The organism is Clostridium disporicum, from assembly GCF_001405015.1.
GTDB classification, from domain to species: domain Bacteria; phylum Bacillota; class Clostridia; order Clostridiales; family Clostridiaceae; genus Clostridium; species Clostridium disporicum_B.
In genome coordinates, this window is sequence record NZ_CYZX01000019.1 from 23,371 (window position 1) to 46,803 (window position 23,433).

Annotated in this window: 23 protein-coding genes and 1 riboswitch; of the genes, 5 read left to right on the top strand and 18 right to left on the bottom strand. The window is 27.4% G+C overall.

Going from position 1 to position 23,433, the window contains the following annotated elements:
- Nucleotides 1-66: 66 nt before the first annotated feature.
- Nucleotides 67-804: a helix-turn-helix domain-containing protein gene (locus ARA56_RS12455; RefSeq protein WP_055267156.1), complete on the top strand. Its 738-nt coding sequence runs from the start codon at nucleotides 67-69 to the stop codon at nucleotides 802-804.
- 89 nt (nucleotides 805-893) lie between these two features.
- Here the strand turns inward: ARA56_RS12455 and ARA56_RS12460 are convergent, their stop codons facing one another.
- The 3 genes from ARA56_RS12460 to chbG form a co-directional block, all read right to left on the bottom strand.
- Nucleotides 894-1,259: a hypothetical protein gene (locus ARA56_RS12460; protein ID WP_055267158.1), complete on the bottom strand. Its 366-nt coding sequence runs from the start codon at nucleotides 1,257-1,259 to the stop codon at nucleotides 894-896.
- A 376-nt stretch (nucleotides 1,260-1,635) separates the two neighbouring features.
- Nucleotides 1,636-1,980, bottom strand: a complete 345-nt coding sequence (locus tag ARA56_RS12465; RefSeq protein WP_055267160.1) for a hypothetical protein — start codon at nucleotides 1,978-1,980, stop codon at nucleotides 1,636-1,638.
- 107 nt (nucleotides 1,981-2,087) lie between these two features.
- Nucleotides 2,088-2,825, bottom strand: coding sequence for a chitin disaccharide deacetylase (gene chbG / locus ARA56_RS12470; protein WP_055267162.1), 738 nt, complete (start codon nucleotides 2,823-2,825; stop codon nucleotides 2,088-2,090).
- Nucleotides 2,826-3,228: 403 nt separating this feature from the next.
- On the opposite strand from chbG, the gene ARA56_RS12475 reads away from it, so the two are divergent.
- Together ARA56_RS12475 and ARA56_RS12480 are read left to right on the top strand one after the other, a co-directional pair.
- Nucleotides 3,229-4,041 (top strand): helix-turn-helix domain-containing protein, encoded by an 813-nt coding sequence (locus tag ARA56_RS12475; protein ID WP_055267164.1) that lies wholly within the window; start codon nucleotides 3,229-3,231, stop codon nucleotides 4,039-4,041.
- 236 nt (nucleotides 4,042-4,277) lie between these two features.
- Nucleotides 4,278-6,203: an FAD-dependent oxidoreductase gene (locus tag ARA56_RS12480; RefSeq protein ID WP_084759035.1), complete on the top strand. Its 1,926-nt coding sequence runs from the start codon at nucleotides 4,278-4,280 to the stop codon at nucleotides 6,201-6,203.
- A gap of 146 nt (nucleotides 6,204-6,349) precedes the next feature.
- Here the strand turns inward: ARA56_RS12480 and ARA56_RS12485 are convergent, their stop codons facing one another.
- The 3 genes from ARA56_RS12485 to ARA56_RS12495 all read right to left on the bottom strand — a co-directional run bounded on the left by ARA56_RS12485 (nucleotide 6,350) and on the right by ARA56_RS12495 (nucleotide 9,883).
- Nucleotides 6,350-7,681 (bottom strand): FAD-dependent oxidoreductase, encoded by a 1,332-nt coding sequence (locus ARA56_RS12485; RefSeq protein WP_055267166.1) that lies wholly within the window; start codon nucleotides 7,679-7,681, stop codon nucleotides 6,350-6,352.
- 226 nt (nucleotides 7,682-7,907) lie between these two features.
- Nucleotides 7,908-8,876 carry a P1 family peptidase gene (locus ARA56_RS12490; protein ID WP_055267168.1) on the bottom strand — a complete coding sequence of 323 codons (969 nt, stop codon included), beginning with the start codon at nucleotides 8,874-8,876 and terminating at the stop codon, nucleotides 7,908-7,910.
- Between the two features lie 167 nt (nucleotides 8,877-9,043).
- Nucleotides 9,044-9,883 carry a Cof-type HAD-IIB family hydrolase gene (locus ARA56_RS12495; protein WP_055267170.1) on the bottom strand — a complete coding sequence of 280 codons (840 nt, stop codon included), beginning with the start codon at nucleotides 9,881-9,883 and terminating at the stop codon, nucleotides 9,044-9,046.
- A 270-nt stretch (nucleotides 9,884-10,153) separates the two neighbouring features.
- Here ARA56_RS12495 and ARA56_RS12500 point away from each other — a divergent pair, with 270 nt between their 5' ends.
- Entirely contained in the window at nucleotides 10,154-10,996 is an 843-nt protein-coding gene (locus ARA56_RS12500) for a YdcF family protein (protein WP_084759036.1), read from the top strand.
- A gap of 34 nt (nucleotides 10,997-11,030) precedes the next feature.
- On the opposite strand, the gene ARA56_RS12505 is transcribed toward ARA56_RS12500, so the two are convergent.
- Nucleotides 11,031-11,522: a hypothetical protein gene (locus ARA56_RS12505; protein ID WP_055267172.1), complete on the bottom strand. Its 492-nt coding sequence runs from the start codon at nucleotides 11,520-11,522 to the stop codon at nucleotides 11,031-11,033.
- Between the two features lie 274 nt (nucleotides 11,523-11,796).
- Between ARA56_RS12505 and ARA56_RS12510 the strand changes: the two genes are divergently transcribed.
- Entirely contained in the window at nucleotides 11,797-12,948 is a 1,152-nt protein-coding gene (locus tag ARA56_RS12510) for a VanZ family protein (protein ID WP_055267174.1), read from the top strand.
- A 168-nt stretch (nucleotides 12,949-13,116) separates the two neighbouring features.
- Here the strand turns inward: ARA56_RS12510 and ARA56_RS12515 are convergent, their stop codons facing one another.
- The 11 genes from ARA56_RS12515 to ARA56_RS12565 all read right to left on the bottom strand — a co-directional run bounded on the left by ARA56_RS12515 (nucleotide 13,117) and on the right by ARA56_RS12565 (nucleotide 23,328).
- Nucleotides 13,117-13,878 (bottom strand): ABC transporter permease, encoded by a 762-nt coding sequence (locus ARA56_RS12515; protein ID WP_055267176.1) that lies wholly within the window; start codon nucleotides 13,876-13,878, stop codon nucleotides 13,117-13,119.
- Complete coding sequence (locus ARA56_RS12520) at nucleotides 13,868-14,605, bottom strand: ABC transporter ATP-binding protein (protein ID WP_055267178.1); 738 nt, start codon at nucleotides 14,603-14,605, stop codon at nucleotides 13,868-13,870. The genes ARA56_RS12515 and ARA56_RS12520 overlap by 11 nt, the downstream gene beginning before the upstream one ends.
- 1 nt (nucleotide 14,606) lies before the next feature.
- The gene (locus ARA56_RS12525) at nucleotides 14,607-15,047 is read right to left on the bottom strand and encodes a helix-turn-helix domain-containing protein (RefSeq protein ID WP_341380554.1); all 441 of its coding nucleotides are present in this window, start codon (nucleotides 15,045-15,047) and stop codon (nucleotides 14,607-14,609) included.
- 127 nt (nucleotides 15,048-15,174) lie between these two features.
- Entirely contained in the window at nucleotides 15,175-16,251 is a 1,077-nt protein-coding gene (locus tag ARA56_RS12530; RefSeq protein WP_055267181.1) for a serine hydrolase, read from the bottom strand.
- A 125-nt stretch (nucleotides 16,252-16,376) separates the two neighbouring features.
- Nucleotides 16,377-17,141: a DUF2087 domain-containing protein gene (locus ARA56_RS12535; RefSeq protein ID WP_055267183.1), complete on the bottom strand. Its 765-nt coding sequence runs from the start codon at nucleotides 17,139-17,141 to the stop codon at nucleotides 16,377-16,379.
- A gap of 160 nt (nucleotides 17,142-17,301) precedes the next feature.
- The gene (locus ARA56_RS12540; RefSeq protein WP_055267186.1) at nucleotides 17,302-17,946 is read right to left on the bottom strand and encodes a VTT domain-containing protein; all 645 of its coding nucleotides are present in this window, start codon (nucleotides 17,944-17,946) and stop codon (nucleotides 17,302-17,304) included.
- Nucleotides 17,947-18,089: 143 nt separating this feature from the next.
- Nucleotides 18,090-18,278 (bottom strand): hypothetical protein, encoded by a 189-nt coding sequence (locus tag ARA56_RS12545; protein WP_055267188.1) that lies wholly within the window; start codon nucleotides 18,276-18,278, stop codon nucleotides 18,090-18,092.
- 61 nt (nucleotides 18,279-18,339) lie between these two features.
- Nucleotides 18,340-19,569, bottom strand: a complete 1,230-nt coding sequence (locus tag ARA56_RS12550; RefSeq protein WP_055267190.1) for a cation:proton antiporter domain-containing protein — start codon at nucleotides 19,567-19,569, stop codon at nucleotides 18,340-18,342.
- Nucleotides 19,570-19,667: 98 nt separating this feature from the next.
- Nucleotides 19,668-19,726, bottom strand: a riboswitch (Fluoride riboswitch).
- Nucleotides 19,727-19,822: 96 nt separating this feature from the next.
- Nucleotides 19,823-20,287 carry a dUTP diphosphatase gene (locus ARA56_RS12555; protein ID WP_055267192.1) on the bottom strand — a complete coding sequence of 155 codons (465 nt, stop codon included), beginning with the start codon at nucleotides 20,285-20,287 and terminating at the stop codon, nucleotides 19,823-19,825.
- Nucleotides 20,288-20,484: 197 nt separating this feature from the next.
- Nucleotides 20,485-21,042, bottom strand: coding sequence for a SpaA isopeptide-forming pilin-related protein (locus ARA56_RS16485; RefSeq protein WP_055267195.1), 558 nt, complete (start codon nucleotides 21,040-21,042; stop codon nucleotides 20,485-20,487).
- A 66-nt stretch (nucleotides 21,043-21,108) separates the two neighbouring features.
- Nucleotides 21,109-23,328 (bottom strand): sensor domain-containing protein, encoded by a 2,220-nt coding sequence (locus ARA56_RS12565; protein WP_242855953.1) that lies wholly within the window; start codon nucleotides 23,326-23,328, stop codon nucleotides 21,109-21,111.
- Between the last annotated feature and the right edge of the window lie 105 nt (nucleotides 23,329-23,433).

The following is a 23,433-nucleotide window of genomic DNA, read 5'->3' on the forward strand; positions in this document are numbered from 1 at the left end:
CCAAAGATGTCTTACACAATATTTGTTTTTATTAAAATATATTTAGATTATTTTACGAGGTACAAAATGAATGCATTAACACTTAAATTTAATATGGAATCATTCTATTTCTCTACTCATTTACCCATTAAAGCCTTCTCAACTGAAGGACAAGAGTACCACTCTGTGGGCTATGATAAAACATCAGACTTATCTCTAAAGGAACTAGATTTTAATGATTTGATTTCAAGAATATATTCAGATAAAAAAATAAACTCCCCTATAGATATTTCACCTATAGAGGATGTTAATTTTACTGTATGTCCTATTATTTCTAAAAATTATGAACATGGATTTTATTTAATTGGTCCATATACAACTAATGATGCTTCTTCTAAAGCCATATTTAAGCCTAAACATTGTATAATCTATCTATTAAATATTCTATACATCAAATTAGAAAATATAGATGATAATACTTCTAGTAAGACAAGCTATAATTTCAATGTTAATAAAGCTATAAAATATATTGAAGAAAATTATAAAAAAACAATTACTCTTGATGAAGTCTGCTCTAATATAAATATTAATAAAAGCTATTTCTGTACTATATTTAAAGAGCATACTGGCAAGACCTTCTCCCATTACTTAAGTCACTATAGAGTTGACAAATCTAAGGAACTCCTTAAAGATACAGATTTATCAATTACAGAAGTTGCTTTAACAGTAGGTTATAACTCTGTAAATTACTTTAATAATAATTTTAAAAGACTTAATAATATTACTCCCGTTCAATATAGAAATGAGATAAATAATTTAAAATAACTTTATTTAATTAAAAGAAACTGCTACAAAGCAGTTTCTTTTAATTAACCATTATTAATTTGTAATTTTTCATTAAACATAATATATTTTTAGCGAAATAAATATTTCCTAGTTGCGAACAATATAACAATTGATAATATTCCTATCAAATTTTCAAAATTAGACATATGCCCAACAATTAATCCTCTTGCAAGTGCAAAAAGCAATACTTCTACTACCGTTTCTGGTGTATGCTTACATAACATTTTTATAAATTCTATCCCTATAACAAAATTAAAAGCTATATCTAGGTAACTGCTAAATGCTTCTAATTTATCACTTTCTGTAAAGATAGATATCAAATCACCAGCTAAATAAATAACTGCTATACTAATAAAAATAGCTAAAAGAATTCCTATTATTATTTCTAAAAAATCTACTACCACAAGTACTTTTTCATTTAAAAACTTCTTCATTTGAATCCCTCTTTTTATAAAATAGTAATTTGACCTCTTTTTATAATTTACCCTAAATATCTATAAATATTTATCAACTATGAACTCCAAAGCATCTTCTTTTTTGCTTTTTAGCCGTTTTATATAATTCAAATTATTTACACCCATAAACTTAATCTCCTAAACTTAATGTCTTGTAAAAGCCTTACATACTATATAGCGAAAATAAATATAATTATTCTCAACCCAATATAATTAATTTAAAATTATAAATCATCTTGCTTTGAACTATATCAAAAAAACTTAAATAAGAATACATATGATAGTAAAATTATCACAGGTATTCTTACTTAAGTTTATTTATCATTTTTCTCTCTAAATAAATCCTCCCTTTTCTTTATGAAGCTTTAGATATTTTTCTAATATTATTAGTATCTAATGTTTCAACAAAATCTATTTTATATTTTCCTCTGGAATCCTTATTAAATTTAGCAATTCCAGTTAACTTATCATTCCTAAAAAAAACTACTTTATCAGTATCGTAATTAAATTCATCAATTATATTTATCTCTTCTGATTTATCTATATAATCTTTATGTAGATAGCTTATGCTCCTCTTTATTCCATCCTCGTTGTTTCCATTAATACTCCTTTGAACAAAATAACAATTTAAATAAAAACTACAAATAATAAGTATTATACCAATAAGCCCCACTGCTAAAACCACCTTTTTCTTTTTCAAAACTAAAGACCTCCTACAATATTTGCTACAAGTTAAACAATGTTAATTGACTTACACTTGTATTTTATTATAGAAGGTCACAAAATATTATTATTTACTTTATATATCTACTTATTAAAATATGAATAATTTACCAATTCAAATCCATTATCATCTAAGAATTTTTTAACTTTTTCAGAAGTTAAAACCTTATGCTCCTTAGCTCTTTGAACATTGTATGAGCTTGATCCTAAAAGAAATGCATCAACGAAAGCTGGATGACACATTAAATCTACAACTTCACTTCCTCTTAAGTCCTCTAAATGCTCTTCAAAGTACTCTTCTTTAGCATTATCCATATAAAAAGTTCCTAAGCATTGAGCATAGTCTATTCCTTCAATAGGCATCATATCTACTGATTTTCTAATAGGTAGCTTGTACTCATTTGCAAGTCTTTCTATTACAGGTCTTAAAAATTCTCTTCCATGTACATGGTGATGTGAATCTAAGTGAGTAATTTCAACTCTTTCACGTACTCTTTCAATTTGAGCCTTAAACTCTCTATATACTTCTTCTAAATCTATATTTTTTATTACTTCTTCACTTGGTTTTCTAATGAAATCTCCATTTTGATCAACTATAGTTTTATGATCTTTTAAAAGTGGTTTATAACAAGTTAATGTCATATGAACACCACATTTTAAAGTAGGATTTTCTTTTATTAATTCCATTCCATGTTCAAAACCTGGCATATTAGCCATAACTGTACATGATGTTACTATTCCATTTTTATGAGCTGATATTATTCCGTGATTTACGCCTTCTGAATATCCAAAATCATCAGCGTTTACTATAATTTTTGCCATTTTTATTTCCCCCTCACGCTTTCCTATGTAAACATTTTCTCGAATGGTAAAAAAATATACTTTTTTATATTAGTAATTATATATTTTCTAAAATATTTTCTCAATAAATATCAATATATTTTCAAAATTTGAAAATTACTAGTTTTACTTTTTATTTATATTTATTGAAATTACACCCCAATTTAAATTTTATTGCAAAACATCCTAAAATCTATTTAATTATACTATTCCCTATCTTATTATGATAAAAGTAAATTTTCATTAGTCTAATTTACTATAATTATATAAATTCTCAATATTTACAAACTTTAAAAGTCTGAATTTTAACATTGTTTTAACTTACTATTTAGTATATTATGTTTACATAACTTTTTAGATAATAGTTACTAGGAGGTAGTCAAAAATGGCAAAATACAAAATTGGGCAGCTTTCTAAAACAATGGGCGTTTCTACTCATTCAATAAAACATTATGAAAAATTTAGACTAGTTCATCCTCATAAAGATGATACTACAAACTATAGATATTATGACCTATCTCAATATGCAAGAATTATAGAGTGTAGAAAATTTAGAAATATCGGTGTACCTATTAAAGATATTTCACTTCTTTTGAATGACTCGAATAATAATGAATTCAATGAAATATTAGAAGATCATATTTCTGACTTAGATTCTCAAATTAAAACTCTCTTACATCAAAAAAAGCTTGCTGAGACTTTATATAATAAAAGTAAATACTGTGATAAATACCTTAATGAATGGTTTATTGATATTATGCCTTCCATATACTTTTTAAAGCAAAGCAAAAATACAGATATAATAGAAGATAATCATTCTTTTATTGATGATATAAATCTCATAGATTATGTACCTATAGTTGAATCTATTCTATGTATAAATAAAGATAGCTTTATAAATAACAATATAACTTATTCTTGGGGGCTTGGTTTTACAGAAGAAAACTCTTATTTAATAAACAGTACTATAACTAAAAATAACAAGTTTACTAGAATTGAAAGTAGAAAATGTTTTATAACTTATATAAAAATTCAACTTCCATACATAGCAAATGGCTCACTCATAAATACTATAAAAAATATTTTAATCAAATTTCCTATTAAAATTTCCTCTGATATTCTTGCTTTTTCAATAAAAAAGAGTAATGATAATGGAGTTGTATATGAATATCTTAAAATATGTATACCTATAAACTAGTTATTCTGCTGTATTTAACAAGTTTAGCTAAAACTTAAGTACTATATTCAAGTTTTAATAAAATAATATAAATTTCCCTCGCTTATACTCTATATCTTTAAAAATATAGAGTATTTTTATGTCTTTTTTTATAAAAACTAATGAAATCTATTTTTTATTCTATATTGACTTCAGTACTACACTCATATTTAAAATGTGCTTGTTAATTATCAAACAGCAAATGAGGGGGAAAACACATGAAAAGATCTTTAATTAAAAGACTTTCTGCAGTTGTTGCACTTACTTTAAGTCTTTCTTTAGTAAGTTGTACAACTAACAATAATGCTAATAACGATAAAAATTTATCTTTTACAGCTGGAACTTACACAGCAACAGGAAAAGGTAATAATGGCGACATTAAAATTGAAGTTACTGTAAGCGATTCAAAAATCGAAGATATAAAAGTAACTGAATCTTCAGAAACTCCAGGACTAGGAGATGTTGCTTTAGACTCTATGATTGAAAGTATTCTTTCTACTCAAAGCATAGGTGTTGACACAGTAACTGGAGCAACTAACAGTTCTAACGGTTTATTAGAAGCTTTAGAAGCTTGTTTAACTGAAGCTGGTGGAGATTTAGATTCTTTAAAAGTATCAGTTGAAAAGAACGGTGAAGATGAAGTTATGGAAACTGAAGTTGTAGTTATCGGTGGGGGTGCTTCTGGTACTGCTGCTGCTCTACAAGCTACTGATGATGGTGGTAAAGTTATATTAGTTGAAATGACAGCTTCTCCAGCAGGTCAAGGAACTATGGCTGGTGGAATGTTTGCTACTTCTTCAACTGAGCAAAAAGAAAAAGGTGAATTAGTAGATAATAAATGGGTTTATGATCAATTTATAAATACTAGTAACTACACTGCTAACGGTGGATTACTTACAAAAATAATTCAAAATTCTGGTGATACAGTAGATTGGCTAGAAGAAAATGGTTGTGACCTTGTTTTAGCTCACCCTGCTACAGGAGGATACTATGAACATAGATCAACTCACCAAGCTGATACTTTACATGGTTATGCTGAAGGTGGAACAGTTGCATTAACTAAGCTTCACAAATCAATTGAAGAAAAAGGTGGTACAGTATTATACTCTACTAAAGCAACTGAACTTATAATTGAAGACGGTGTTGTTAAGGGTATCATCGCAGAAAAAGCTGATGGTGGTAAATTAACTATAAATGCTCAATCTGTAATATTAGCTACTGGTGGATTTGGTGGTAACGAAGAAAAAGTTGCTGAAACTTTCGGTGAAGGTTTTGGTGTTTCAAGAGTTGCAACTAACATCGGTACTGGTATAGAATTAGCTAAATCAGCTGGTGCAGCTGCAAGCTATGAAGATGCAATCACAATGCACTATGGAGTTTCTAGAGGTGGTACAAAGTGGAATACAACTTTAAATGCTGCACTTCTTAACCCATACCTACATGTTGATGTAGACGGAAATAGATTTATGAACGAAGAAGCTTTCATATTTGAACCAATCAAATCTTCTAACGTAATTAAATCTCTTCCTCAAAGAACTGCTTACGAAATATTTGATAGCACTATGATTGAAACAGTTAAAGAAAAAGGATTTGCTGGAATCACTGATGTATTCAGTGGTGAATTAGCTACTGACCCAACAGTATTTATAGAAGTTGGACATCCTGTTAATACAGCTGAAAGATATGAAGCTAGTATAACTCCTGAAGATTTAACTGAAGAAATTGAAGCATTAGTTGCTGAAGGAAAAATCATAAAGGCTGAGAGTCCAGAAGAATTAGCTGAAAAGTTAGGAATGTCTAACTTAGTAGATACAATAAACAGATATAACGAATTATGTGCTGCTGGTGAAGATACAGACCACTTCAAATCAGCTAAGTACTTAGATAACTTAGAAGGAACTCTATATGCAGTAAAAATAACTCCATCTGTATTCTTAGGAACTCTTGGTGGAATAGATATAAATGCTGACTGTGAAGTTTTAGATGCTAACGGTAAAGCTATATCTGGTCTTTATGCTGCTGGTTCAGAAACTAACGGTGCATATGGTAATTCTTACGTATACTTCGAAGGTGGTACTTTAGGTTACGCTTATGGTACTGGTAGAATAGCTGGTTCTTCAGCAGTTAAAAATTTAAGCAAATAATAATAAATAGCCCCTAAAAAATTTTAATATCTTTAACATATTAAAATAATTAAATATAAAAAATGGATATCACCAAAAGGTGGTATCCATTTTTACTTAGTTCATATTTATCAGTTAAAATTTATCTGGAATTGTTCCTTACCAAATTATAGTGCTTTTAATGCTACTGAGTTTAGTAAGCTCCATGGCTTGTTGAAGTGTGGTTGGAAGAAGAAATCTGTCATAGCTAATTCTTCAATAGTCATATTATTTTGAATAACTACTGATAAAGTATTCATAAATTGAGTTAAGTCAATCTTAGATGCTATTTGTCCTCCTAATACTCTTCTTGTATCTTTATCATAAACAAGCTTAATTAAAGCTTTTTCGTAAGTTGGCATAAATTCTGGTCTGTAGTTATCTTCTAAGATTACTGATGCTACATTATAGTTTGTAGTAGCCTTAGCAACACCTTCAGTTAATCCTGTTGATGATATGCATTGATCGTAAATCTTAATTCCTGATGTTCCTTGAGTTCCCATGTACTTAAGAGTTGGTTCATTAATATTTCTAGCAACTAAAGTACCCATTCTTACTGCATTTGTAGCTAGTGGTATGTATCTTGTATCATTAGCTGGGTTGTATTTAACTACACAGCAATCTCCTGCTGCAAATACATCTTCTCTGCTTGTTCTCATGTATTCATCAATGATTATAGCTCCATTTGGTAGAGTTTCTAATTTACCTTGAACTAATTTAGTGTTTGGTGCAAATCCGATACAAAGAACTACTAAATCTCCTTCATAGCTTCCTTTTTCAGTAACAACTCTTGTTACTTTACCATTTTCACCTTCAAACTTTTGAACCTTTTGTCCTAAAGCGAAGTTTACACCTTTAGCTTTAAATTCTGCTTCTGCTAAGTCAGTAAATTCTTTATCTAAATACTTAGGCATTATTCTATCTTCAGCATCTATTAAAGTTACATTTTTACCTTTCATTTCAAAAGCTTCAACTAATTCAACACCAATGTATCCAGCTCCGATTATAACAACATTTTTAGCATCTTCAGCCTTTTCAATTATTGTTAAAGCATGGTCATGGTTTTTACATAAAAGGATATTTTCTAAGTCTCCACCTTCAAATCTTGGAACTATTGGCCATGATCCTAAAGTAAGAACTAATTTATCATAATTATCTTCAAATTCTTCATTTGTAACTAGGTTTTTAACTTTTACCTTTTTATTATCAAAATCTATATCTAACACTTCATGTTTCATGTTAGTAATTACGCCTTGTTTAGCTAAATTTTCTGGAGAATTATAGAAAAGATCCTTAGTTTCTTTAATTACTCCTCCAACATTTAATGCTATTCCACAAGATAAAAATGATATATTATCATTTTTTTCATATATTGTAATTTCACTTTCTGGGTGAAGTGCTTTTAAATTAACTACTGCTGCTGTTCCAGCATGTGTACATCCAACAACTACTATTTTCATTTCATTTCCTCCTGGATATTGTTTATTTTTTAATTAACATTACTTATTAATAATTATTATTTATAAGTAAATAATACTCCTATTTCTTATAGAAGTAAATACTTTTTTTATTAAATTCATTCTGTATATTATTCCCTTAATTTATTTTTTATAATAAAAAAATCAGCCTAAGCTGATTTTCTTTCTTTTTAATTAATATGCTTCATAACATACGGCCCTTTGCAATTTACTTATTAAGCTCTTTATAACTTACAAATCCATATTCTGAATTAGCAGACTTAATAGCTCTCATTATAGCTTCTTCCATTACTTTAGTAGCTAAAAGACCTGCTACGTTAACATCACATTTAACCTTTCCTGTAGCCATAGTAAATATAGTATCTCCATCAAACATAGTATGTGCTGGTCTCATAGTTCTACCATAAGCATTATGTGTCATTGATGCAACTTTATTAGCTTCTGCCTTTGTTAAGTCCGCATTAGTTACAACAACTCCTATAGTAGTGTTTCCATTAAATGCATCCTTTTTAACATCATACATTCCAATCATCATCTTTTCAGTATTAGCAAAAGTCTTCATATCTTCATTTAAAGCTCCTGCTATTATTTCTCCATTTTCATAATTAATTACATCACCTAAACAATTAACAGAAACTACTGCTCCAATTTTTAAATCGCCGACTTGAACTGCATACATTCCAAGTCCACCTTTCATGGCAAATTGTGGTCCTTTAAACTTCCCTACTACAGCTCCTGTTCCTGCCCCTATATTACCATTAACATTTTCATTATATTTTTCTGAATCTATGCAAGCTTTTAATCCCATCTCTTTATTAGGTCTACATTTCATATCTCCACATATAAGATCAAATATTACTGCCTGACATACTATAGGTACCTTTGTAATACTAACATCATGACCTACATTTCTCTCCTCAAGATACTCCATAACACCAGCTGCTGCATCTAATCCAAAGGCACTTCCTCCTGATAAAACTACAGCGTGAGCCTTTTGAACCATTTGAACTGGATCTAGAAGATCAGTTTCTCTAGTTCCTGGTGCACCACCTCTTACATCTACACCTGCTGAAGCTCCCTCTTCACATATTAATACCGTACATCCAGTTGCTCCTATCTTATCTTCTGCATGCCCAATTCTAATTCCATCAATATCTGCAATATTTATTTCCTTCATAATACTTTACACCTCATCTCAAAATAACATATATACATATTTTAAATTATGGAAATATTATCTTCAACTTATTTGCCTATTTTCATATATAAAAAGCCCTGTTTACATTTCAATTAATATAAAGTAATTACTTTATATTAATATCCTTGCCAAACAGAGCAAAATCATTATATTAATCTATATTTTTTAAAGCTATTATATATTCCATCTTCATCATGAGTTCCCGTTATATCACAAGCTATTTCCTTTAAGGCTTCATTAGCATTCCCCATTGCTATCCCATAATTAACATACTGTAGCATTTCCATATCATTAATTCCATCACCATATGCAAAAGTAGTCTCCTTTGATAAACCTAGATGTTCTATTAGATACTCAATAGCCAATGCTTTATGTACGCCAGGTACAGATAACTCTCCACTATTTTCTCCAAACATTGGAACAGTACAATGTATAACATTAAACTTGTCCTTAAATTCATCTCTAATTGTTTCTATAGAAGTTTCAGAATCTAAAAACGATATCTTATTTATATCATCTCTAATTAAATCTTCTCCTTCAATTAAAGCTTCTATAAACTGTCCTATCCCTTTTTCTAACTCTTTATATAGTTTACTATCTTTGTCTACTCCTTCAAAGACTAATTTATTTAAAGTCTTTTTACAATTCTTACTTGCAAATAAACCTCCATTTGACTCTAAATAGAAATCTATATTATTTTTATCAAAATAATTTACCAAATGTTCAACATCTTCTCTATTTACCTTTTTATGAAGAATAATTTCATTATTTACTTCAATATACCCACCTGCAGCACCTATAACTCCATCAAAACCTATTTCCATAATTTCATCATATATCTCTGCTTTAGAACGACCTGTACATAAAAACACATAATGTCCATTATTTCTAGCTTGTCTCACTGCATCTTTTGCAGATTCAGGTACCACTCCATTATCATTAACCAATGTTCCATCTACATCTAAAAAAATTACTTTTTTACTCATATAAATATCCTCTTTGTCTTATTATTATGTCTATATTATTACATTAGATATATAGTTATAGTTTTCAAATTATGAAAATATTCTCTCTCTAACTTTATAAAAACCATAAGATAAACATCATTATAATATGAACTACAATATTATAATTCCTCTTTAATCATTTAATTAAATTCACTTATACTTAACAGCATTTATTACGCTCCTATTATTACCATTTTTTATGTTATAATAGTTATATAAATTTTCATTATTCAGTTATAGGAGAAAGCTATGAATATTAATTTTAGATATAGTAAAGATAATCATATTAGTAATATCCACTGTTCAAAGATAAATACTTCTGAGTCATTTAATCTCAGTAGTTATATAAATTCTCTAGGTGAATTTTTAGCAACTAGAGATATAGATAATTTATCAGTAGAATCTTTATATAATAAATATAGTATATTAAATGTAGATATTTTAGTATTACTTGGCAATGCTATTCCCTACACTATTGGCGTTGCTTATGAAGCCTACAAGAAGGGACTCTGCAATAAAATTTTAGTTTCTGGTGGCATTGGTCATTCTACCCACTTCTTAATAAGTGCTATTCAAACTAATTTCAAATTTAATGACGTTAAAATCGATAATAATTCCGAAGCTGATATTTTCAAAGATATTTTAGTTAACTATTATAATGTTCCTGAAAAAGATATAATAGTAGAAAATCAATCTACCAACTGTGGTGATAATGCTTTAAAATCTGTTCAATTGCTTGATAAGTTAAAAATAAGCTATAATTCTATATTGCTAATTCAAGATCCAACTATGCAACTTAGAAGCTATGCATCTTTTGCAAAATACTTAGAAGACAAAGATGTTAAAATTATCAATTATGCTCCATTTATTCCTACTCTAGATAATAATATGCTATTCATTAATAAAGACATAGATGGTATTTGGGATATTGATAGGTATTTAAATCTTATAGTAGGCGAAATACCTAGATTAAAAGATAACGAAAAAGGATACGGTCCTAATGGTAAAAACTTCATAGTTCATGTTGATATTCCAGACTATATAACTGATAATTATAATAAAATTACGTCTTTTATTGATAATTCAAGATAAAAGGAGTTGCTAAAAAAAGCAACTCCTTTATATATTACATTAATACCGATGATATTAAATTCCATACTACTGCAATAAAAGCTACTAACCCTGCTACCTTTAATAAATCTACAGCTTCAATCTTAACTATTTGAAGTACTGAATCCTTGCTTTGTAATATCCTACTCTTCCTTCCAACTCTTTTAGCCTTAATCTCAAAGCTTAAAAAACCATACATTCTAACTATTAAAGCTATAGCTATTATAATAGTTCCCCAAATATGACAATTCTCTTCATCAGCAAAATTACCACCAAATAAATATAAAATTACACCTAATGCTATTACTAAAACTGCTTGTATATTAGCTATAAGTCCACTATTTATAAATCTCCATGTAACAAATCTTTTCATAAGTGTTTTTTTCTTTTCTTCTTTTAGTTCTTTTTCATAGCAGTTATAATGGTAAGGTTTACCATTCAAAATAACTAAATCCTCTTTCTCCTCAATAACTTCTAAACATTTTTCACAATATACTTGTCGGTTCATTCTAAAACCTCCATAATAATTTTTTCCCACCCACTAATATATTATGCTGTATTTTCTTTAAATCTACATAGTCAAAACGGCTTAACAATGCTATTTTTAACAGTTTTTCACTTTAAATTACAAACCTCTTTAAAAATTATATCTAATCAATCCTCTAAGTATAAATATTTTAATAACTTGGATTGAAATTTAGTAAATTTTTTATTTTATTTACTTTTAAGTTATAATATTATCGTACTTGTCAATAATTTCAAATAGAACACGGAGGTATTTTATGATTGGCATAAGTTATATTTATTTTTTAATTTTAGCTTTAATAATTTGGATTATATATAGAGTTATTGTTTGTAAGAAATCATTTAAAGTTAATATATTTAGAGAAGTATTTATTAATCTTTTCTTTCTTTATTTCCTTATTGTAATTTATCTTACATTCTTTAAATATGGTATGCTTCACCTTGATTTACATATGAGAAGTTATGCTAACTTAATCCCACTAATTGAGACTATTAAGATGTTTAAAGATAATTTCATGGGACTTGGTAATTCGCTTTATAATGTTTTAGGTAATATATTACTTTTTGTTCCTTTGGGCTTCGGAATCCCTTTATTCTTTAAAAATCATAATAGATTAAGAAAAGTAGCTTTTTATGGTTTTGTAGCATCATTTTCAATTGAATTACTTCAATATTTAACTTGTACTAATTTCACTGATATAGATGATATAATTTTTAATACCTTAGGAGCTATAATTGGATTTGTTATTTTTAATATCTTTATATTAATTATTGAAAGAACTAAACTTATCAACTTAGTAGAAAAATTACAGGTTAATTACAAAGGCAGTTTAATAACCCTTAGTTCAAAATTCTTATTACCTATAACTATAACTACAATTGCTGTTTTCTTTGGAATACTTTATAGCTTTACTGTTTCTGGTAATCAATCTGATGAAGATATTGCAGAAGCTGTATTTACGTATAGTACTGGAAATGAATACGTAGAATCTGCTCAATTCTTTAATCATAAATTATTCTTACAAGATAATGCTGATTATTTTGAACTTAAAATAGCTGATGAAGTTTTACAAAATCGCTATGTACAAGGTTTTTCTACTCAAGTTCAATGGGATGGTAATGACTATGGATATTCAATTGCCCTTATAAATGATGATAGTAAAATCGGTGTAATTGTATTTGGTAAAAATAACGATGCTAAAACTATCACTATAAACTTTGCTGGTGATGTATATTCTCAATTTATCTTTGAAGATGAATACTTTATAACAACATTTCCAATACTAAAGGAACTACCTGAAAATACAACAATATATGATATTTACTCTACAGGTGAATCTAATGATTTAAAAGTATATTTTAATGAAAGTGACGGCACTACCTGTAGACACATGAAATATCTCAAATAATTTTTGTAAAAATAATAAGGCAATATATATAATATTACTTTATCTCTTATAAATTACTAGTATATCTCTTTTTATAGATTTCTTTATAATTACTTTAAAATTTCTCATAAAAACAAGCAATCTTTTTAGAGGATTGCTTGTTTTATATAATATCTACTTAAAATAATCTCAATTTATATCATTTTTCATCTTCGCCTTAAATACAAATACTGAAATTATATATATAACTACAGCATATATAGTAACTACTATTAGTGGTATTATAATCTTATCAAACTCTCCTACAATTGCCATTCTAGCAGCTTCTACTCCATGATAAAAAGGTAAAATATTGCATATAGTTTTCATTCCTGAATTTAAACTTTCTATATCCATCCATATCCCACCTAATATAGATGAAATAGTTATTATAATAGATGTTAAAGGTGGTGCTGATTTCTCCCCAAATAATGTTCCAAATAACATTCCAAATCCAATAAATAAAATCACTGATGGTATTAATGTTATAATAGATACTACTACATTTAAAATATTAAAAGTATATCCAGAAAAAACACCTATAATTGCAGCTACTAAAAACGTAATAACACTTTGAGCTAATGCAATAATAAAGAATGGCATCATATATCCGCCAATAAAATCTCTTGATTTCATTGGAGATGCATACAGTCTAATTAAAAATGCACTTGCTCTATCCTTTGATACCTGTAAACATGTAAATAGCATAATAAATGTTAATCCAAATACAGCTATTCCTGGTGCTAAATACTCTATATTAAAAATCTTCATATTAGCTTCTTTAGGAATACTATTATTTACAAAAGTCATTATAATAAGCATAATTATTGGAAAGCCTAAACAAAATATATAACTTAAAGGATCTCTTAATACCTCTTTAATATTCCTCTTTGCAAAAGTCTTACTTCTCATATTTCATTTCTCCTTCTGCTATCTTCACAAAAGCCTCTTCAAGACTAGTAGTATTAGTTAACTCTTTTAGTTCTATAGCTGTTCCTAAAGCTTTAATTTCTCCTTTTACCATAATAGCAATTCTATCTGACAAGGCTTCAGCTTCCTCTAAGTAATGAGTAGTTAAGATAATTGTGGTTTTACCTTTTAGATTATTTATAATTCCCCATAATTCTCTTCTAGCTAATACATCAAGCCCAAGAGTAGGTTCGTCCAAAAATAATATTTTAGGTTCACTTATTAATGCCATAGCTATACTTAATCGCCTTTGCCATCCACCGGATAATGTTTTTGCTTTTTGATTCTCAATTTCTTCTAATGAAAATTTATTTATAATTTCCGTTGTCCGTTCTTTAAAGTTATCTTTTTTAAAACCATATATTTCAGCCATAAACTCTAAATTTTCTTTTACTGTAAGATTAGGTGCTATAGATGTTTCTTGTGGTGAAACACCTATTATTTCTTTTATTTTATCTATATCTTCTAAAATACTTTTATTAAAAATTAAAGCATCTCCACTTGTTGGTTTCGAAAGTCCTGAAAGCATTTTTATAGTAGTAGTTTTACCTGCCCCGTTAACTCCAAGAAGCGCAAAAAGTTCTCCTTCTTCAATATTTAAATTTATTGAGTTAACAACAATCTTATTTTTAAATTTCTTCTGTAAATTTTTAATTTCAATTGCCTTCATTTTAATCCTCCTCAATAACTTGTGAACTAATCATTTGATTAAAAAACTCCTCCACATCTTCACATCTTTTAATTCCTATACCAAAATCAATATCTCCTAGTATTAAAAGTCTATCACCAGCTTTAATATTAAATACTTCTCTTGCTTTTTTAGGAATTATTATTTGTCCTCTTTCTCCAACCTTTACTACTCCAAACATGAACTTTCCTTTTGGAGTAACTAACTTACTTTCCTTATTTATAATTGTAGCAACTAAGTCATCTAAAGTTACATCATATAATTTTGCTAGTTCCATACATTTATTTATATCAGGAATACTTTCTCCATTCTCCCACTTTGCGACAGATTGTCTAGATACCCCTAGTTTTTCTGCTATATCCTCTTGTGTATATTTATTATAAATTCTTAACTTTCTCAAATTTTCATTAATCATACTTTTCATACCTCCTACTACTATTCTATTACTATTTTACCCACCTCTGAACCAACTATAATTAACATTTGATGTTAAACTTAGTTGCGTATTTAATAATAAAAAAACAAAGCAGTCATTTCTAACTGCTTTGTTTTTAATATTCCATCATTATATGAGTAGCTGTAGTTTCTATTGACTTCTGATTATCTATATTATATAAATACATCGCTTTTGAAATATCAGCAATTTTATCTGGTCCATCATATACATTATCAGTCATCATAATTATTATATAGGGCTCGTCTGTAAATACTATTCCAATATCGTGTGTATAACCTTCATTACTTCCTATTTTATGAGCTACAATATCTTGAGGTAAATATTTATCTAATCTATCGTGAAAATCTGTATTTTTAAGATAATCTATTAAAGTAGCATAATTAGAGTTATTTCTATTTTCGTATATATATCTTAATATCTCTAACTCAACCCTTGCAGAAGTTATATTGTCATAATCTCCATAATCAATGTCTAAAATTTCAAAAAGCATCCACTTAAAATTTGACCATCCTCCAATATAGCTATAAATCATAGTAGCTGCTATATTATCTGAATATTTGATTGAGTACTCAATTAAAGTTCTTAATGGTAATGCTCCAAAACTTAAATCATATTGTAAAATCCCAGTTCCACCTTGATATTGCCATGGACTATAATAAACTAAATCATCTAATGTTATTTCTCCATTATCAACCATATTATAAGCTACAAGACTTAATCCTAACTTATAAAGACTTGCAGCGTCCATATATAAATCTTCATTAAAAGATAATGTTTCTTCATTTACTAAATTATAATATATAAAGCTTGTACGACATTTATCATCACCTAAATAATTATCTATTCTCTCTATTATATCTATATCTTTATTAAAAAGAGGATTACTTAAATCTCCTTCTATATCTATCTCTTCATTTTCTTTTCCTATTACTTTTTCTGGTTCTTCTTCCTCAATAATCTCTTCTTCATTAAGCCCCTCATCGGTATTTTCTATATCACTATCAATATTTTCTGAGTCCAATGACATATGCTCTTCATTTTCATCTAATGTATACGCATATACATCTTTAATCTCTATATCAGAACTTGTCCTAATTCTATTATTTATTGCTGCACTCCCTAAAATAATAAATATACATAAAATCATAAAATTTCTAACAACATTTTTCAATTACTACACATCCTTAAGATATTTTAACTATGACAATAATTTCTATTAGTATTCTATGATATAGTTCGTTATTTATTATGAATTTATTATGAAAATAATATAGAAAATGCAACTCAAAAGTATAGCTATTCTTTTACCCAATATTCACTACAATCATTAGATCTATCTAAGAATCCATATTCAATTAATGCTCTTCTTAATGTTACATAATCATCGAATATTCTCTGTAATATTCGATTTATTTCTTTCTCTGAATACTTTTTCCCACACTTAAAGTTCTTACATATTTCTTCTAGAATAATAACTTTTTTCTTTTCTCTGGCTGGATAACTTTTAAGTCTCTTATTTTCATCCATATAATTTTCTATGACTTTAACTTTTTCTTCATCGGTTATATTAAATCTATCATCTAAGGTAGTTGCAGTTTTGTGAGGATCACATATCACCGTATTTTCTAAAATATTAATATTTCTACTAGTATTATTCTCCAATAAATCCATCATAGCTAAAAATACCTTAGCTTGCTTTTCTTTTTCTCTTAACTTATAACGATGATTTCTTATAGTTGAATTAGCAACTTTTAACCTCTGTGCTATTTCCTTATCAGATAAACCCATAGCCATTAACTCTAAAACATTCTTTTGAACTTCTGATATTCCAGTAAATGTAGGATTCATATTTAATAAATAATTAAGCATTGAGTTATGCTTTTCTTCCATATGAATTTCAGCAGTTTTTCTTGCATCGTAAAACTTACCATCAATTTCATAAATCCTACCAATAGTAAATACTTCTCCACATACTAGACATTTAATACTTCCTGCCTCTTCAATATACCCATTTTTTATTTCATCAATTGATGAGTTCCAAAAACTTTGACTTATCTCCATTTCACCATACCTCTTTTTTCTTTTTTTCTATAATATAATTATATGAAACGTTATTATATTTTGTCTATATATAAATAAACATTTTTATAATTAGTTTTATATTTGTATAAATAAAAAAGATAGCTTCAAATTCAAGCTATCTCTTTAGATTATAAAACTTTTAGTTTTGATGAATATTTAACTTTAATTTATTCCACTTTTTTATAGTTATTATTGAAGTTACAATTAATGTTATAATTATAAATACCGTATTATATATTGAATTACTAAAACTATCTCCTAAAAAACTATAAAGCGAAACCGCTGGAATGTTTGCTATTATAAAAGTAATAATAAATCTCCTATATCCTAACCCTAAATATGAAGATAAATAACAAATAACATCCGTAGGTGCTACTGGACATAAAACTCCTATAGCTAAAATTTTATGATTTTCTTCTTCTACAAGTTTATATATGTCTTTATATTTTTTCTTAATTTTATTTTTTATTCCTTCAAACAAATCCATTTTTCCTAATATAAATACTAATGTATCACTTAAAACTAATCCTAATAATGATAATATCAATGCTTCAATTGGTGAAAATATAAGTCCACCTAGCAACATAAGGCTAACCCCTGGAATAAATGCTATTAATCTTATAATCCATATTCCTAAAAAAATTAAATATGCAATATTGCTTCCTTTTATAATCATCTTTAAATTTTCTATACTTAAATCTATAGGATTAAATAAACAAAATGCTATACTTCCTAAAATAATCATAGATAATATAAGCACATTGTATATCTTTCTTTTTTTCATGTACTTCCTCAAAAAAAATATTGTCTATTACTATCATATACCTAAAAGCTTAATATGAACTAAATAAAAATATTAACATTTTTTTAACTTCTATCAATAATAAAAGCACTAACTAAAAAAGTTAGTGCTTCTTAAGTTAATTTCTATTCTTTTATTTCTCCAGCTAGTATCTTATTTAATTTATTTTGTACTAGCCATAATTTTTTTTGCTTTCTATTATAAGCCACCATTTGATTTTTATTATTTTTACTTAATTCCATAGCTTTCTTATAATGATCATCTGCTATATTTAATGCATCCTTTATAACTGCAAGTTCTTCATTAGTAAACATTTAATTTCCTCCTAAAATTTTTCTTGAATTATTATATCACATAATCCTCTACTATAGAATCCTAGGCTAATTTTTCATTTTCTTCTTCGCCTTCTACAGTTAAAAACCTTTTTGATGTAAGTTTTATTCCTATAGCTCCTATAGGTGCTGTAATAAGTACACTAAGTATTGCCACAGCTTGCATTATATCCCCAGATTCAACTCCCATTTTTAATGGTATTCCTGCTTTAGCAGATTGCACCGTTGCCTTTGGTAGATATGCAATTACACAAAATAGTCTTTCTTTTAAAGTTAAGTTCGTACCTATTAAAGAAATTAACACTCCTAGTGACCTCATGGTTAAAGATATTAAAAGCATAAATACTCCAATAAAGAAATACTCTCCAACGAGCTTTGGATTTATAGCCATACCAACGAAAGCAAATAAGTATAGTTTGCCATACTTCCATATAATATTTATTCCATCTTGAATACCTTTTGCCATATCTCCTAAATAAGTTCTTAAGAAAAAACCATAAATCATAATTATAAGTAACGAATTAAACAATTTAAAATGTGTAATATTTTCTATTACCCTTATAGTTAAACATATTATCATAACCATAACTATTTTTAATATATTTTCTTTTATCTTTTTAAAAAGTGGATTAGTTATTATGGCTAATATCCAAGCTATTGCTATACTAAACACTATAGTCATAGGTATATTTACTATTTCACTTATTACAGAAATTTTTTCACCACCGCTTCCTGACATATATACCGCTAAAAATGTTGTAAATAACGTTATTGCTACTGTATCATCAGCAGAAGCTCCTACTAATAACATTTGAGGAATAGCCTTATCTTGCCCTATCTTTTTGTTTATTAGCTCAACCATTGATGGAACTAATACCGCCGGACTTACTGCTGCTATTATAAATCCTAATATTCCACCTTGAACAAATGTAAATCCTAAAAATTTAGTTGATAAAAAAGCTATTGTCAATCCTTCAATCAGTGCTGGTATCGCACTTAATAATATCGCTGGCCTTCCTATGCTTTTCATTTGATTTAAACTTATTCCAAGACCTCCGATAAATAATACAGTTACTAATGCAATGTCCTTTATCTGTGGAGCTATATTCAATGTAACCTCTGGAACTAGATTTAAAAATGTAGGCCCTATTATCATTCCTACAATTATCATTCCAACAAGAGATGGTAATTTGATAAACTCAACTATTCTTCCACTCCAATATGCAATTATTCCTATTCCTATTAATGATATTATCACCTTTACTATGTCCATTTTTTCTCCCATCCTCTATATTTATTTTTTTAAATTATTATTTAGTTTGGTTAATTACACTATTAATGATTCTAAAAAAAAATTAGACCCCTACCCTAAAAAGAGTAGGAGTCATTAGCTTTACGCGATTATGGCGAACTCCATCGCCTTATTTATTCATTTTAACCATTTGTATGATATCATATTAAGTTAAATTTGTCCATTATAATAAAGTCTATAATGCATAACTTAATCTATTAATTATTCTTGTATACTATTTAGTACCTGTGCTTCCAAAGCCTCCACGATCAGCATTACCAAAGGACTCAACTTCTTCAAACTCTATCTCAGGCATAACTTCCATTATTCTAAATTGCCCTACTTTATCACCTTTTTTTATCCATGTACCTTTTTCTTCAATACCATCAATAATCTCTATTGATTTATATTGCAAACAAAATACTGGCATATGCCATTGATCATTATCTCCTATATATGTATCATCAACTACTCCAACACCATTTGTTTGTATTATTCCCCATGTCTTGAATGTTGAACTTCTAGGTGCTAAATGCCCCTCCCATCCTTGAGGCAACTCTAAAGCAAAACCTAAGGGAATCATGGCTCTTTCATTTAATGGTACAAACATATCTTTATTTGCATAAACGTCAATCCAATTACCTTTACTTATTTTTTGTAATTTAGTTGCACCTTCAAAATATTTAATCTTCATTTTCATACGTAAATCATCCTTTCTTATGTTTAAACTTTACGCCTCTAAAACATTTTATATTGTATCATATCATAAAATTAAAATCCAAAGATATAATAACTAAAAAACTAATACAAAAATAAAGAATGACAATATAATATAGTCTATTTGTCATTCTTACTAAAACATTTATTTAATTTAACGTATCTTTATACCTATATTCTCTATACAGATTTTATTTTATTCATTACTTCGATAGTTGTTTCTATTGTACTCTTATCTATAGTTACTTCGTTCCAAGGAGAATATGTTGGCTTTTCAAAATACTTTCTATCCACAATAGCTATAACTCTATAGCTACCTCTTTTTAAATTTTCAAAAACAACTTGTCCATTCTTATCTGTGTACTTAGTTTCAACTAACTTGGGAGATACGCCATTAAGTACATATAAATTTATCTTTGCTGATGATATTAATGTTCTATTTTTATTTGCCAACCTAGAGATTACTGTTATCTTTCCCAATCCCTCTTCATCTTCATCATTATTTTCTCTCTCTTCGTAATTCATATAGTAATTTTCATAATCTTTGTAATACTCTTTAGAATAATCTTTTGAGCAGTCTTTATTATCCATCTCTACCTCTTGGAAAGTTGCCTCAATAACATTACCTTTTAAAATATCATCTTGCTGTTCATCATTTCTATTTTTATAATCATTAGCAATGATATTAAATTTTTCTAAATCATCCTTATCATAATCATCATCTATTCTTATTTTCATAAAAAACCTCCAAAATGCCGTATATTGACATAATACGCATTTAGAGGTTTTTTTGTGCACTTTTTATTATATTAAAAGCATATCTTTTATTTCATCAAATTCTGTTGGTTTACTAAAATAATATCCTTGAATTATGTCACAATTAATATAATTTAAATAATTAAACTGTTCCTTATTTTCTACGCCTTCTGCTACCACTTTTAAGTTTAAACTATGCGCTAACTCTATTATACTTTTGGCAATCTTATCACTCTTTTTATCTAATCCTATTCCATCAATGAAACTTTTATCAATTTTTAAAACATCAATAGGAAGTCTTCTCAAATAATTTAAAGATGAATATCCTGTCCCAAAATCATCAAGAGCTATAGTTATCCCAAGCTCCTTTAACTTTAAAATAGTATCTATATTCTTAGATACTGATTGCATTATAACACTTTCAGTAATCTCAAATTCTATATACTCTGGTGAGATATCATACTCATTTAACTTCTCACTAACAAAATCAATAAAGTTTTCATCTCTCAATTGTATGTCTGATATATTTATTGCAAAATTAAATCTTTCCTTAACTATTAAACTTAATTCCTTACACTTTTTAAAACTTCTATCAATTATAACTCTTCCAATATCAATAATCATTCCATTACTTTCTGCAATAGGTATAAATTGATTTGGTGGAACTACTCCTAATTTTTTGTTCTTCCATCTTACTAATATTTCAAATCCATCAACATTATCATTAACTAAAGATACTTTAGGTTGAAAGTTTAAATAAATTTCATCTTTATCTATTGCTGTTCTTAAAAATTTCTCAATTTCAAATTCTCTATTCATTAAACTTAAAATATTTTCGTGGAAAAACTCATATCTATTCTTTCCATTCTCCTTCGCTATATACATAGCTATATCTGCATACTTCAATAATGAATCTATAGAATTAGCATTATCAGGATAAATACTTACCCCTATACTAAAAGCACAGTAAATATCTTTATTATCGATTTTAAGGGGTTTCTTAAATTCATTTAATACATTGTCTAAAATTGTTTTTACTTTAGATAAATCACTAATGTTTTCTATTATAAGTATAAACTCATCTCCACCAAATCTAGCTAAAATATTATCTGTTTCCAATACACTATAAAGTTTTTCGCACACACCTTTAAGTGCTAAATCACCTATATAATGTCCATATGTATCATTTATAATTTTAAAGTTATCCAAATCTATAAAAACTAAAGCTAATTTATCATTTTCAGTACATCTATCTAAAGCTATCTCTAATTCTTTCATAAAATATCTTCTATTAGGTATACCTGTAACATCATCATAATAGCTCATAAAGTGTATTTCAATTTCACTTTGTTTTCTTTGAGTTATATCTGATAAAGATCCATAAATATATATCTCACCATTATCTAGCTTTACTTTTTTGCCTTTGCTATTTAACCATATTATATTATTATCTTTAGTCAATATCCTATATTCCATCTCATAAAATTCACTTTTCGAATCAAGAATCACCTTATTTACAGCTCTCGAATAATTATCCTTATCCCCAGAATAAATACAATTTAACCATTCATTATAAAAAATTATAACTTCTCCATTTTCATCTTCTGCCTTTATGTACTTTTTTATCTTACTATCAAAACTTATTAATCCTTTTTTAAAATTAATACAAAAAACTATATCTTTGGAACCTTCTATAACCTGTTTATATTTTTCATACTTATCTCTCATTACTATATCTGTAATTCTTTTCTTTGTTATATCAGTTAAAACTCCTGTTAAGTAAAAAACTCCACCTTTTAACTTTCCTTTAGCCTTATAAGAAAGATATTTAACATCTCCCTCAATATCCTTAACTCTATATGAAAGCATTAAATCACTTTTTAATCTATTAATACAAATATTATCTATTTCTTGTTTTACTCTTTCTCTATCTTCTTCGACTATATACTTGTACCACTCTTCTCGATCTAAATAATTACTATCTAAACTTAATAAAGAAGTCATCATATTAGAAATATATATTTTTTCTGACTTTTCATCCCATTCCCATACAGCTCCATCCATAGCTTCGATAGCCATAATATATCTCTCTGTATTAATTTTAAGCTCGTTTTCCTTTTGTCTTATTTCACTTTTTCTTCTTTGATTAATATAGATTATAATTGCAATAGCAAGTATTCCAAATAATTTTAAATAATAAACTTCATTACTAAATAAAATAAATACACTTATAATAAAAACAATAGCTCCATCTAAAATATTTTTCACCCCTTAAAATCTATATTTTTTATCCATATTTTTTAATATTTTACAAATTAATTGTACCATATTTATAGATAATAAGACAAATAATATCAATGATATACTAAAAAA